The organism is Gardnerella rara, from assembly GCF_055452355.1.
The window spans coordinates 238,469-251,965 of the sequence record NZ_JBVBJP010000001.1; the positions used below are offsets into that span (position 1 = coordinate 238,469).

A 13,497-nucleotide genomic window follows, 5' to 3' on the forward strand; every position below is an offset into this window, starting at 1 on the left:
CACTTAGCAAACGCTAGGTGGCTTTTGGTTTATGTTTTAAAACGTTTTAAGATGTTTAAGATGTTTTAAGACTTAATGTTTTACACACTATTTTAACGGCGGCATAGGCTTCCAGTTAGAATCGTGCAAAATTTTTCTGCTTGCAATCCAACCTGTAAAAAGCTTTTTAATGCCAGTTAGAATATGTTCACGATCTACAGCAACAAGCCTAATAAGCTCTTTTGCAGCCGTTAACGCGGTTCCAAGAGCAAACATAAATGGCCTATAATCGCCGTTAGTCATAAAGTATCGAGCCATAAATCCGCGATTTTTCATAATATAATAGCGGTTCATGTCGGAAGTGGAATTTAGCTGACGAACACCAGCAATATCCCAATTAGGAATATTACGAGTTCTGCGAAGAATAATGTCATTTACAACAATCGGATTTGTAACTTTGCTAGCAAGATAGCCATAAGTAGTGTCATCCCAATAAATAAAGTAGCGCGAATCTGGAAGTCCGATTTTCTCTACAATATTGCGCTTGAACAATCCGCCTTCAAAGCACATTGTGTTCATAACGCGGTAGCCGGATGGGCCAAATGCGGCTGGAGCTATTGGATTAGGGATTCCAAGCGAAACAATAAAGTTATACTGCCAGTAAAAATCGCCGCCGTCGTAATCTAAACGGCTTCCTTGAATTACATCGTGGCTTTTAGTCCACTTGTAAAGACGCTCAATGGATTCTGGAACTGTTTCAACATCGTCGTCCATAACCCAGAACCATTGCGCTCCAAGCTCGTAGGCTTTTTTAACTCCTGCGCTAAAACCGCCAGCTCCCCCAAGATTGCTGCTTTGAGGCGCATAAACAACGCGGTTTGAAGCGCCAGAATCGTCCACGCTAGAAGCACCCCATCTGCGGGAAAGAATATCACTTAAATCATCCACCATTTTGCGCGTTTTTTCGCTGCTTTCGTTGTCTACAACAACAATTCGCCATGGGCATTTATTTAAGCATTCAAAAGATTTAAATAGATTTGCAAGAAGCTCTTGACGCTTGTATGTAACAACAACAATCGCAAGCTTATCGATATTTTGGTTATTATTCGTAACTTCACTCATGATTTTAATTTTACACTTAGCATTGCCATCAAGCGAATTAGCAAGTTTAAATTTTACGCAATATTTCTTAAATGTTCTTAGCATAAGATAAAAATAAAGAGTAGTTTCAGGGAAGGTGAAAATCCTTACTGGCGGTAACGAGGCAATTCTTGTATTACTGAATTTTCTCGAAGCCCGCGAGCGGCATTGCGCTGCTGATTCGGTTAAAGTCCGAAGCCAACGGTTAAAGTCCGGATGAAAGAAACGGAGGCTCTAATGAGCATTTCACATAATAGTAATAATAAAACAAGCAATCGCACGAGTAGTTACGCAAACAATCACAAAACAAACTCTGGCACAAGCTATTGGTCAAGCGAAAAAATCGCTAAATACGCGCTGTTTGTTGCTCTCTCAATGGCTGTAAGCTTTATAGAATTTCCACTTATTCCAGACTTAAGTTACCTTAAATACGATCCTTCGGGAATTGTGTGTTTAATTGCAGGATTTGCCTACGGGCCTTATGCTGCCGCAATCGTAAGCGTGCTAGGATTTGCTCCACACTTCTTCACTAACCCGTTTGGAGCAATAATGGCAATATTAGTTTCACTGGGCGCTTCTGTTAGCGCTGCAATCGTCTACAAAAAAATTAGAACTAAAGAAGGCGCTATTATCTCTCTTGTAGTTGGCTCTATAGTTGCGATTGCTCTTGCAATAGTTGGAAACCTTATTATTACGCCGCTTTACGCTCATATGAGTGTTGAACAAGTTGCCGCTCTTATTGTTCCAGCTCTGCTACCATTTAACTTGATTAAGCTTGCTCTACACTGTGCAGTAACAATGCTTGTTTATAAGCCTGTTTCAAACCTGCTTAATTACAGCAAATAATTATTTGCATCTTTAATTAAAGAAACAAGCGAATTATGCAAAGCAATAAAGTTATTCAAGATAAAACAATTTGCAAAGACGAAAAAAGCAATACGGATTATTGTGTTAAAAAAGATAATGCTGTTTCTTTGCAAAAAGTTTGCTTTAGCTATGATGGCGGAAAAACTTGGATTCTAGATAAAATAGATCTTGAAATTGCATATGGTCAAAGAATTGCCATTATTGGCAAAAACGGGTGCGGAAAATCAACACTAGCTAAAATAATCGCTGGCCTTTCTTCCCCAGATTCTGGAACTGTTACGCTATGCGGAATAAAAGTTTTTGAAGCAAACAATGTTGATTCAAAAGCGTACCAAAAAGCACGAGAATCTATTGGAGTATTGTTTCAAAGCCCAGAAGACCAAATTGTTGCAACAGTTGTGGAAGACGATGTTGCTTTTGGACTGGAAAACTTAGGTGTTTTGCAAAAAACGATGATTCAGCGCATAGACAAGGCTCTACTCGCTGTAGGAATGGAAAATAGGCGTTTTAGCGACCCAAGCAATATGAGCGGAGGTCAGCAGCAACGCGTAGCTATTGCATCGTCGATTGCTACAAAATCAAAGCTTCTTGTACTAGACGAACCTACTAGCATGCTAGATTCTTATGCAAAAGCAGACGTTGACAATCTTTTTGACGATTTGCAAAAACGCGGAACAACAATCGTACAAGTAACGCATAAGATTAGCGAATGCAAAAACGCGGATCGAATACTTTTACTAGAAAACGGAAAATTGCGTGATGTAAATTTATTGGAATTAGAAGAGTTTTACGCGCAAAAATCGCAAGCTGCTATTGAATTAAAAAGCATGACGAAAAATGTAGAAAATTCAAATATAGCAGTTGAGGTATCGAATTTAAGACTTAGCTATAGCAAAAATCAAACTCCTGTATTCTACGATTATTCACTAACAGTAAAAACTGCAGAAACCGTTGCAATTATGGGCAAAAACGGGTGTGGAAAATCAACGCTAGCAAAAGCTATATGCGGTCTTATTAAATACGATTCTGGATCCGTTTGCGTAAATGGCGTAAAAATTTGCAAAAATACAAGCAAAAAACAAATGCGAGAAATTCGCAAAAACATTGGTTACGTTATGCAATTGCCAGAGCAGCAACTTTTTGAGCAAACTGTGTTTGAAGACGTAGCATATGGGCCAAAAAACTTTGGGCTAGATGGGCGCGAATTGCATTCCCGAGTATTAAGCACGTTAAAATCGTTGAATATTGAGCACTTAGCACAAAAATCACCGTTCGAACTTTCTGGCGGCCAGCAACGCTTAGTGGCAATTGCGGGAATTTTGGCATGCAATCCAAAAATTTTGGTTTTAGACGAGCCTACTGCAGGGTTAGATCTTGAATCCGCAAAAACCATACGAAAAATTTTAGGTGATTTACACAATAATGGCGTAACTATTATTGTTATTACACATGATTTAAACGAAGCAAAAACACTTGGAGCGCGCATAGTTACACTAAAGTCGAACGAAAATAAAGAACAAGCACAAAATAAAACGTGTAAAAAGATTAATCAAAATAATCAAAGCTCAAAAAATAATCAAAGCTCGCAAAGCAATCACAATAAACAAAACCAATCTTTACTTTCTAACTTAGACCCAAGGATCACACTGTTTTCTTGCTTAATACTTATGTTTAGTGCATTTAGTATTACAAACTTTATTCAGCTGGCAATGCTTGCGCTATCAACTCTTGCATTAGCGATTTGTTCAAAAATGAACATTATAAAACTCTTACAATCAATCCACATGTTTATTGCAATATTTGTATTTTCTGGATTGCTTAATATGCTGGTAGTTCGCTCTGGGACTGAAATTTTTAAAATTTTTACAATACCAATTACAAGCGATGGAATAAAGTTTGCAATATTATTCTCCGCAAGATTTTCACTAGTTATAATAATCGGATTAATAATCGTATTAGCAATAAGTCAAACGCGACTAACTGAAGCATGCGCATCTATTATTTCACCGCTTAAAATCGTAGGATTGCCAATCCAAGAAATTGCTCTTATTATGAGCCTTGCTCTGCGATTTTTGCCAACTCTTATAAAAGAGGCAAAGTCAATTGCGCTAGCACAAACTGCACGAGGCGGAAGCATAAAAGAAGGATCAATAAAAAAACGACTACACGCAATTACGTCTCTTATAGTTCCAGGATTTGCAAGCGTTATTCGCCACGCAGACATTCTTGGACTTGCGTTAGATTCCAGATGCTACGTACCTGGCGCAAAGCGAACGCACTTACATGCGCAAAAAATACAGCTAAAAGACATTATTTTTGTAATAATTACCCTGGCCATTGTGTGCGGAATAATTTTTGCTGGAATATTTATATAGACGGAATATTTATATTAAACGCGCCATATTAATCGCGATTCTTACGGTTACTGTATAATCCGATAAGCATTAAAATTTAAGCGTTACAAATAGATAGTCGCATTTGTGTAAGTGTTTTGTTTAGTATTTACTGTTTAAGTTTTAATACTTTGCACTCGGCAAATTTAAACTGCGATTTGGAAGGAATAATAATGGCATTAACTAAAAAGCAGATTAAGCAATTGCGTGCGCTCGCTAACACTTTAAGCCCATTGCTTTACGTTGGAAAGAACGACATTAGCGACGCTGCTGTTAAGCAGGCGGATGAAACAATGCAATCTCACGAGCTTATGAAGTGTGCTGTGCAAGACGGCTCTGGCTTAAGCGCAAAAGAAGCTGCGACTGAGCTTGCGGAGCATCTTGGTGCAGAAGTTGTGCAAGTAATTGGAAACCGCTTTGTGTTGTTCCGTGTTTCCAATCGCGAAGATATTGACCACATTATGCTTGTTCGTGAATAGAACTCTAGCAATTAAAACCCTAGTGAGTAAAACTCCTTATAAGCATAAGCTATTTAATTGTTTTATCTTGAGACTCGTTAAGAATATTGCGGATTTGAGATAAACGTTGCGAAATCTCGTGCTCGTAGCCGCGATTATTTGGGTGGTAATATTCTCTGCCAACTAACTCGTCTGGCATATATTGTTGAGGAGCAACCGCACCTGGATAATCGTGAGCATACTTATATCCATCATGATTACCCCAGCTTTTCATCAAAGCAGTTGGAGCATTGCGCAAATAAAGCGGCACTTGACCAATATTGCCAGAATCAACATCTTTAAGAGCCTGATTAATCGCATTATAGCTTGCGTTTGATTTAGGAGCAGTTGCTACAGCAATAACAGCTTCCGAAAGAATAATGCGTGCTTCTGGCATGCCAATTAGAGCAACTGCTTGAGCTGCAGCAACAGTTACTTGCAAAATTTGAGGAGCAGCCATTCCAACTTCTTCGGCAGCAGCAATCATAATGCGTCTTGCAATAAAACGCGGGTCTTCCCCAGCTCTAAGCATACGTGCTAAATAATGCAAAGAAGCATCAACATCACTTCCACGCATTGACTTAATAAAAGCAGAAATCACATCGTAATGATCGTCGCCATCTTTGTCGTAGCGAACTGTATTAGTATCCATTACGTTAGAAACAATATCGGCAGTAATTACAGGCTTTTTCTTGCCGTGCTGCAGCGCAATATCTCCAGTTACCGCTCCTGCTGCCGCTTCTAGAATCGTAAGAGTTTTGCGCGCGTCTCCCCCGCTTAAGCGAATAATAGAATCAATAGCTTCATCATCAATTTTAAGCTGATTATTAAGTCCATTTTTGCTTGCAACAGCTCGTTCTACAAGCGTGTGCAAGTCTTCTACACTAAGCGACTCAAGTTTAACAACTACTGATCTGCTAAGCAGCGGCTTGATAATTGAAAAACTTGGATTTTCGGTTGTAGCACCAATAAAAGTTATATCGCGATTTTCTACGCTTGGAAGCAAAGCATCTTGCTGCGATTTAGAAAAACGGTGAACTTCATCAATAAACAGTACTGTTTCTTGGCCTTTACTAACTAAACACTCATGCGCGCGATCTAGAACTGCGCGAATGTCTTTAACTCCAGAAGTTACAGCAGAAAGCTCTTCAAATACACGACCAGACTGATGAGCCACAATATACGCAAGAGTGGTTTTGCCAACACCTGGAGGGCCAAATAACACAACAGAGCTTGGAGATGTAAGAGAACCTTTAGATTGCGGATTTGCAAGCCTTCGCAAAGGCGAACCATCTTTTAGCGCATGAGTTTGACCCAGTACATCTTCAATTGCACTTGGACGCATGCGAACAGCCAGAGGACGAATTAAATCCCCTGGATTGCTACTTGCTGTAAATAAATCCTGAACCATAATCTAATTATACGCAATCTATAGAACAAACGTTCGACTATATTTTGTATCTTGCTCTAAATCTTAAGTAAAACAAGACTAAACGTGCGACACGCTGTAGTCAAAGAAAACAACTTCGCCCGTATCTTGTGTGGAGTCCAAATCAACAATTCCAGTAATAGCCCAATTATGGTCTCCGTCCGAATCGTCAATAATTTGCCGAACCTTCCACGAATGCTCACTCTTCTCTAGCGAATCGTCCAAAATAAACAAGTCGCCACCACGAGCTTTAGCATCAATACCAACATATTCATGCTCATCGTAATAGTCGTCGAGCACATCATTCCACTCGTGAACGCCGTAACCCCAAGCTTTATCAAGCTCTCCTAAAGTATCCGCATCTTCCAAATCCATAAGCTGCACTCGTCTAAACATTGCGTTTCGAATCAACACAATAAGTCCACGACGATCCTCAACTACAGACTCAGAAGTTCCAGGCGCAGCCATAGTTACAGCGCTAGCTTCAGCGTCCGACCCTCCAGCACTCTCCCACTCGTCAACAAGACTAGAATCAATAGAGCGCACAACAAGGCGAAGCCAAGAAATAATATCACGCAATTCTTCGTTAAGCATATCTTCTGGCACAGTGCGAGCAAGCGAACGGTAGGCATCCGAAAGGTAACGAAGAAGCGTTCCCTCACTTCTAGCAATGCCATAGCGCGAAATGTAGCCAGTAAAATCGGAAGCAGTTTCAACCATGTCTCGAAGCACAGATTTAGGCTTTAGCCAGTAGTCGTTTGCCCACGGAACATCTTTGCGATATTGCGCAAAAGCAGGAGTTAGCAAATCTTCCAAAGGCTTAGGATAGCTAACTTCCGCCAAGCGTTCCATGCGCTCTTCGTAATCAATACCATCATCCTTCATGCCAGCCATTGCAGCATCGCGAGCCTTGCGTTCTTGAGCGCGCAGAACAGGCTTAGGGTCATCCAAAGTTGCTTCAACCATAGAAATTACGTCAAGAGCGTAGCTTTCAGATTCTGGGTCTAGAAGTTCCAAAGCTGCGAGCAAGAATGGAGAAAGCGGCTGATCTAGCGCAAAACCTTCAGGCATAGCAACATCAAGATCATAATCACAAGAACCGTCTGAAAGCTCTCTGCATTCAATGACTTGAGTATCAAGCAAAGTTTGGAAAATATCGTCGCAACGCTCAAGCAATTTTTCTTTATCTTGCGGCTTTTGTGCGCTATCTTCAATAAGTTTTTCAACGCGTGCTCTAGCATCCCCACCTTGCGTAACTTCGTTCAAAATCATTGAGTGTGTTACAACCATGTGAGGATTCAAAGTTTCTGGAGCGCTTTCAATAAGCTTAGTAAACGTTGGCTCGCCCCAGACAACAAATCCTTCTGGAGCTTTCTTACGCTTAACTTTTTTAAGCTTTTTAGGGTCATTTCCAGCTTTTGCAACAGCGCGAGCATTCTCAATCTCAAACTCTGGAGCCTCTGCAACTACTAAGCCCTCAGTATCGAATCCCATTCTGCCTGCACGTCCTGCAATTTGATGAAACTCGCGAGCGCGAAGCTTTCTACTACGATTTCCGTCAAATTTTGTAAGAGCTGTAAGCACAACCGAGTGAATTGGCACGTTAATACCAACGCCGAGAGTGTCTGTTCCGCAAATAACTGGCAGCAATCCCTGCTGTGCGAGCTGTTCGACAAGCCTACGGTAGCGCGGAAGCATGCCAGCATGATGCACGCCAACTCCTGTGCGCAGTAGTCTTTGCAAAATTTTGCCGAAGCCTGTAGTAAATTTAGTACCTTTAATTGCTTGAGCAATTTTGTCTCGCTGCTCTTTGCTAGAAACTCCAGTACTTGCGAGCGCTTGAGCTGTTTCTAGAGCTGCATCTTGCGAAAAATGAACTACGTAAATCGGCGTTAAACCCTTGTTAAATAAGAGTTCTACGGTTGTAGCAAGTGGCTTATCTGTGTACTCGTATTCGAGTGGGATTGGCCTTGGCGCGTCTGCAATAATATCAACACTTCTTTTTGTTGATTTTTCTAAGCGTTCCGCAATATCCGTTACGTCTCCAAGAGTTGCGCTCATAAGCAAAAATTGCGTGTTTGCAAGAGTAAGTAGCGGAACTTGCCAAGCCCATCCTCGCTCTGGGTCTCCATAGTAGTGGAATTCGTCCATTGCAACGCAATCAACTTTTGCGTTTGCACCTTCGCGCAGAGCTTGATTTGCTAAGATTTCCGCCGTGCAGCAGATTATTGGAGCATCCGCGTTAATATGCGAGTCGCCAGTAATCATGCCTACGTTGTCTCGCCCAAAAATCGCAACTAAATCGAAGAATTTTTCGGATACAAGTGCTTTGATTGGCGCAGTGTAGTAGGAGCGTCTGCCTGTGGCGAGTGCCGCAAAATGCATGCCGAGCGCTACTAGTGATTTTCCAGAACCTGTTGGAGTGTTTAAGACTACGTGGTCTCCTGCAAGCAAATCCATAACGGATTCTTCTTGATGCGGCCACAAATCTACATGCTTATTAGTCTTAACCCAATCAACAAATGCTTGAAAAATCTCGTCTTCGCTAGCATGATGCAAATCAAGAGCTAACTCGCCTAATCCAGCCATACTACGCTCCTACTCAACTTTACTTGCGATTTTACTTGCGCTTCTTTTTATCTCGTACTTTTACGGAGATTTGAATAGGAGTTCCCTCAAATCCAAACTCTTCTCGAAGAGAACGCTCAATAAAGCGACGGTAACCGTGCTCTAAGAAGCCTGTTGTAAAGATTACAAAACGCGGAGGGCGCGTAGAAGCTTGCGTAGCAAACAAGATTCGCGCCTGCTTTCCACCTCGCAAAGGATGTGGATGAGCAGACTGAATACGGCCTAAGAAAGCATTGAGCTTGCCTGTAGGAATGCGCTTATCCCAGTTTTCTAAGGCTGTTCGCATAGCGCGCGCAAGACGGTTAGTATGCCATCCCGTTTTTGCAGAAAGGTTCACACGCTCAGCCCAAGTGACGCGCTCAAACTCCGTTTTCCACAAGCGTTCCATACGCTGCCTGGAGAACTCGTCCATCAAATCCCACTTGTTAAACACAAGTACGATTGCGCGACCTGCATCCACAGCCTGGCTCATAACTTTTAGATCCTGCTCTGCAATCGGCTGAGAAGAATCAAAAAGAATCAAAGCAAGTTCCGAGCGTTCAATCGCAGCTTGCGTACGAAGTGAAGAATAGTATTCAGCACCCGTAAGCTTATGCTGCCTGCGCTTAATACCAGCTGTGTCAATAAACAGCCAGTCTTCTCCGTCAACTCGCACAACTTCGTCAACAGGATCTCTAGTAGTTCCAGCTAAGTCGTTTACAACAGAGCGTTCTTCGTGAGCCAAATGGTTTAAAAGCGAAGACTTTCCAACATTTGGTCTGCCAACTAAAGCAACCCTACGAAGACCTTGCGGAGTTAAGAATCCAGAAGTCTTATTCGCTTTCTTTAAAGATGCAAGAGCCGCGTCAAGCAAATCTCCAACGCCTCTTCCGTGCATTGCAGAAATTCCGTAAGGCTCGCCCATTCCAAGCTTCCAAAACTCTGCCGTTAAATACTCGCTTCTAGCGTCATCAACCTTGTTAACAGCCAAAGTAATAGGCTTACCAGCAGCACGAAGCATGGAAACAATGCGCTCGTCGGTAGCTGTTAAGCCAACTTGACCGTCTACTAGGAAGATTACAGCGTCACTTAAACGCACTGCTACTTGCGCTTGCTGAGCAATCGAAGAATCAATGCCTTCAACATCTGCTTCCCAGCCGCCCGTATCTACCAGCTTGAAGTTGGTTCCGGCCCACTCAGCATCGTAGCTTACGCGATCCCTTGTAACACCTGGAGTATCTTCAACAACTGCAACTCTGTGCCCTAAAATACGGTTTACAAGCGTTGATTTTCCAACGTTTGGTCGGCCTATAACGGCAATTACACCAACCGCTTTTGTATCTTTCGATTCATCTTCGCCTGCTAGATCTCCGCTAAGAAGCGCACGGTCTTCATCATCGAGATCGTAGCCTTCAAGATTCGCTGCGTAACGGTCGTATTCGTCTTGCTCAATAGCAGCGTCAACCATCTCCACAAGCGCGTCGAGAGTCTGCTCAAAAGTCAAATCAGAATTATCGAGCGTCGTAACACCGTCTGCTGCTTGAAGAAAATGCGTTACTTTAGCATCTTTAGCATCGCGAGCGCGAATATTGTCTTCTTCAGACGATTGATTATTTTGCAAATTTTCTTGATTACTATCTTGCTTATTTCTACGCGCCTGACGCACATCTTCTCTTGCAGTAAGAAGCACGCGAACTTGCGCATTAGGGGCTACAACAGTAGTAATATCGCGGCCTTCTGCCACTATTCCTAAGCCAGCCGAGAATGATTCTTCACTAGATTCTGCCGATATATACGCGCGCTGAGCAGCAATTAGCATGCGGCGCACTGCAGGAATAGAAGATACGGTAGAAACGCACGAAGAAACATCGCTAGAACGTAATTCTTCGCTAACATCTTTTCCGTCGAATTTAACTACGGGATTTTTTGGATCCACACTAAATTCAGCATGATCTTCGGTAAATAATGCTCCAACGGCTTCAATAATTTGATCAAAACGCTTAGAATCCGCAGGATTCGCAGGCTGACCTTCTTCATTCAATTCAAGCTGTGTGCTTAAATCAATACCTTGCTTTAAGCAAAATAACGCCGCAGCTCTATACATTGCACCCGTATCTAAATACGCAAAGCCGTAGTATTGTGCTAACGCGCGAGAAGTAGAGGATTTTCCAACTCCTGCAGGACCATCAATTGCTACGCAAATCACAGACCAACCTCCTTAGAAAGCGAGCGCACTTCTACTTGCGAAAGAACGCGATATGACCCAGTTTTTAAGTCTCCTAATTTAATCGGGCCAATTTGCGTTCTAACAAGACGTTTTACTGGGAATCCAACGGCTCCAAAAATCCTACGCACAATGCGATTTTTGCCAGAGTGTAGAACAACTTTTACCATTGTTGTATCGTGATTTTGGTCGATTATTGCGCAGCGATCTAGCTTAATCCACCCGTCGTCTAAATTTACGCCTTGGGAAACTAGTCTGCGGCAAATCATGCCGTTAATCTTGCCTTCAACGGTTGCAATATATGTTTTTTCAACTTCATACTTTGGGTGCATTACGTGCTGGCTTAACTCACCATCGTTGGTCATTAAAATAAGACCTTCCGAATCGTAGTCCAAGCGACCCATGTGGAAGATTCGCTCGTACTTATCTCCAACAATATCTCTTAAAGTAAATCGACCTTTAGGATCATCCATTGCACTCAAAACTCGTTTTGGCTTGTTAAGAGCCAGCGTTACAAGCTTGTGATTGAACTTTACTCTAGAGCCGTCTACACGAATCTTTTGCTTGCTTGGATCTACTCGAGTTCCGAGTGTTGTTACAAGCTCATCATCTACTTCAACACGCCCATCAAGGATTATTTCTTCGCATTTGCGTCTCGAACCAAATCCAGCTTCTGCTAGTAACTTTTGCAGTCGAACGGCGTTTTTGTCATCTGAATGCGCCTGATTGGCGCGGGAATATGCGTTTGGCATCGTTCTCCCAACGTGACCTAATTAATGTTATTTACTAATTTTGTGGCTATTTTTGCATATTTTTTTAATATTTTTTAATAATCACAGCAAATTACCACGTTTTTCTATGTTAGCGTATGGCATAGCCGTGATACTATAGCAAACGTTTGGTTGTGTTGTAAATAACAAAAACAATACAACAATATACAAAATTAACGTAAGGAATTGTTATGACTAACACTTTGCAAGCGGAGTGCTCAGCTTCTAAACAAAAATCAGCTGCTAGTGCACCTCTTATTTTTAGAATTTTTGCAGAATTTGTTTCAAGCGTTTTTGCTTTGTTTACTGTTTACATGTTTTCGTCTGTTGTAACAGCAATGTATGGCGTAAACGTTCTTTTGATTGCTGCAGGAACTGGCTTAGCTTATGCTGCAGCAATTAGCATATCTGCTAAAGTTTCGGGCGGACACGTTAATCCTGCGGTAACTATTGCATCTATGCTCACTGGAAGAACGTCTTATATTTCGGGAATTTTGTACATTGTGGCTCAGGTTATAGGCGCTATTGTTGCTGCAGCTTTAACCGTTTTTATTCTTCCACAAACTAAGATGGTTCCAGCAAAAACATGGTTTGCTCCAGTTGTAAACGGTTTTGAAAGCGCTTCTATCTCCGCAAACCAGCTAAAGAGTGTTAATGCTTCTTTTGGCGTTATTGCAGCCCTGATTGTTGAAGTCATTGCCGTTCTTATTATTGTTGCAACCGCAATGACTTACACTCGCGAAGATGGTAGTGCAAAATGCACGTACGCAGCACACATGGGCATTGCCTATTCCGTTGGCACTTTTATTACCTACCAAATCACTGGAACAGGTCTTAATCCAGCCCGCTCCACTGGAATTGCTATTTTTGCTCAGTCAAAGAAGTTGGCTGTTGCTCCGTTAAGCCAGCTTTGGGTATTTTGGATTGCTCCTATTTTTGCGGCAGCTCTAGTTGGATTTGTAATGCTTATTTCTAAGCTTGTAAGCACTCCTTCTATACACGAAGCTAGCAGCATTAACAACTCCAACAATGCTGGCGATTCTTCCTTAAACGATTCTTTGCAAAACAATTCAGCACTTAACGCAGAATCGGAAAATAGCGAGAGCAAGGAAGACAAGGAAATTAACCCGTTCTATAACGAAGATAAATAGTTATAGATAAATAGTTATATAAACAAAAAGATTACATAAAAACAAAAATGGAAAAATACGTTACTAAGAGTCCAACTCCTAGTGCGATGCTTATAAAAGAGTCAAAACCAACTGATCTGACTTTCCAAGGGCTTCGTTGAGTAAAAATTAAACGTATTGCTCCAAGAATAATGGCTGTTGCAGAAATAATAACTGTTGCAGCCATTATTTTTCCAATAAAAGCTAATATTGCGCACACGCATACAATTGCTGCCACAAACCATTGAACATACGGCTTTCCCTCTTTTGCTTCCGAAACATAAATATGATTATTTGCCGGATTATTTGCCGGATTATTTGCTGGATTATTTTCCAGATTGTTGGCGCTATTGTTTGTGCTTTCTTTAAACGCGATTTTTGATTCTTGTTCGTTGCTCTGCTGGTTAATTGTCATACTTGTA

At 41.6% G+C, this 13,497-nt stretch carries 10 protein-coding genes and 1 riboswitch; of the genes, 4 read left to right on the plus strand and 6 right to left on the minus strand.

The features are described from left to right. Window positions 1-87: 87 nt before the first annotated feature. Complete coding sequence (locus ACZ0NX_RS00985) at window positions 88-1,101, minus strand: glycosyltransferase (protein ID WP_415695911.1); 1,014 nt, start codon at window positions 1,099-1,101, stop codon at window positions 88-90. 98 nt (window positions 1,102-1,199) lie between these two features. Further along, window positions 1,200-1,351, plus strand: a riboswitch (FMN riboswitch). Window positions 1,352-1,356: 5 nt separating this feature from the next. Between ACZ0NX_RS00985 and ACZ0NX_RS00990 the strand changes: the two genes are divergently transcribed. From ACZ0NX_RS00990 to ACZ0NX_RS01000, 3 genes are all read left to right on the plus strand, one after another. Next, the gene (locus tag ACZ0NX_RS00990) at window positions 1,357-1,965 is read left to right on the plus strand and encodes an ECF transporter S component (protein WP_415688555.1); all 609 of its coding nucleotides are present in this window, start codon (window positions 1,357-1,359) and stop codon (window positions 1,963-1,965) included. 35 nt (window positions 1,966-2,000) lie between these two features. Continuing rightward, window positions 2,001-4,361 carry an energy-coupling factor transporter ATPase gene (locus tag ACZ0NX_RS00995; protein ID WP_464405006.1) on the plus strand — a complete coding sequence of 787 codons (2,361 nt, stop codon included), beginning with the start codon at window positions 2,001-2,003 and terminating at the stop codon, window positions 4,359-4,361. 191 nt (window positions 4,362-4,552) lie between these two features. Further along, complete coding sequence (locus tag ACZ0NX_RS01000; protein ID WP_060786713.1) at window positions 4,553-4,858, plus strand: YhbY family RNA-binding protein; 306 nt, start codon at window positions 4,553-4,555, stop codon at window positions 4,856-4,858. A gap of 49 nt (window positions 4,859-4,907) precedes the next feature. Here ACZ0NX_RS01000 and ACZ0NX_RS01005 read toward each other — a convergent pair whose 3' ends face one another. From ACZ0NX_RS01005 to ACZ0NX_RS01020, 4 genes are all read right to left on the minus strand, one after another. Continuing rightward, window positions 4,908-6,287, minus strand: coding sequence for a replication-associated recombination protein A (locus ACZ0NX_RS01005; protein ID WP_464405008.1), 1,380 nt, complete (start codon window positions 6,285-6,287; stop codon window positions 4,908-4,910). A 78-nt stretch (window positions 6,288-6,365) separates the two neighbouring features. After that, complete coding sequence (locus ACZ0NX_RS01010) at window positions 6,366-8,894, minus strand: DEAD/DEAH box helicase (RefSeq protein WP_464405010.1); 2,529 nt, start codon at window positions 8,892-8,894, stop codon at window positions 6,366-6,368. A gap of 31 nt (window positions 8,895-8,925) precedes the next feature. After that, the gene (der, locus tag ACZ0NX_RS01015) at window positions 8,926-11,118 is read right to left on the minus strand and encodes a bifunctional cytidylate kinase/GTPase Der (RefSeq protein WP_464405012.1); all 2,193 of its coding nucleotides are present in this window, start codon (window positions 11,116-11,118) and stop codon (window positions 8,926-8,928) included. Beyond that, window positions 11,115-11,888 carry a pseudouridine synthase gene (locus ACZ0NX_RS01020; RefSeq protein ID WP_464405014.1) on the minus strand — a complete coding sequence of 258 codons (774 nt, stop codon included), beginning with the start codon at window positions 11,886-11,888 and terminating at the stop codon, window positions 11,115-11,117. Before ACZ0NX_RS01020 ends, der begins: the two co-directional genes overlap by 4 nt. A 209-nt stretch (window positions 11,889-12,097) precedes the next feature. On the opposite strand from ACZ0NX_RS01020, the gene ACZ0NX_RS01025 reads away from it, so the two are divergent. Next, entirely contained in the window at window positions 12,098-13,057 is a 960-nt protein-coding gene (locus ACZ0NX_RS01025; RefSeq protein ID WP_060786720.1) for an MIP/aquaporin family protein, read from the plus strand. Window positions 13,058-13,088: 31 nt separating this feature from the next. Here ACZ0NX_RS01025 and ACZ0NX_RS01030 read toward each other — a convergent pair whose 3' ends face one another. After that, entirely contained in the window at window positions 13,089-13,490 is a 402-nt protein-coding gene (locus tag ACZ0NX_RS01030) for a DUF3017 domain-containing protein (RefSeq protein ID WP_415688620.1), read from the minus strand. Between the last annotated feature and the right edge of the window lie 7 nt (window positions 13,491-13,497).

Bases quoted from the DNA above. Each gene is read 5' to 3' on its own strand.
- ACZ0NX_RS01005 (WP_464405008.1), bottom strand. From the start codon at position 6,287: ATGGTTCAGGATTTATTTACAGCAAGTAGCAATCCAGGGGATTTAATT.
- ACZ0NX_RS01000 (WP_060786713.1), top strand. From the start codon at position 4,553: ATGGCATTAACTAAAAAGCAGATTAAGCAATTGCGTGCGCTCGCTAAC.
- ACZ0NX_RS00995 (WP_464405006.1), top strand. From the start codon at position 2,001: ATGCAAAGCAATAAAGTTATTCAAGATAAAACAATTTGCAAAGACGAA.
- ACZ0NX_RS01025 (WP_060786720.1), top strand. From the start codon at position 12,098: ATGACTAACACTTTGCAAGCGGAGTGCTCAGCTTCTAAACAAAAATCA.
- ACZ0NX_RS00990 (WP_415688555.1), top strand. From the start codon at position 1,357: ATGAGCATTTCACATAATAGTAATAATAAAACAAGCAATCGCACGAGT.
- ACZ0NX_RS01020 (WP_464405014.1), bottom strand. From the start codon at position 11,888: ATGCCAAACGCATATTCCCGCGCCAATCAGGCGCATTCAGATGACAAA.
- ACZ0NX_RS00985 (WP_415695911.1), bottom strand. From the start codon at position 1,101: ATGAGTGAAGTTACGAATAATAACCAAAATATCGATAAGCTTGCGATT.
- ACZ0NX_RS01030 (WP_415688620.1), bottom strand. From the start codon at position 13,490: ATGACAATTAACCAGCAGAGCAACGAACAAGAATCAAAAATCGCGTTT.
- ACZ0NX_RS01010 (WP_464405010.1), bottom strand. From the start codon at position 8,894: ATGGCTGGATTAGGCGAGTTAGCTCTTGATTTGCATCATGCTAGCGAA.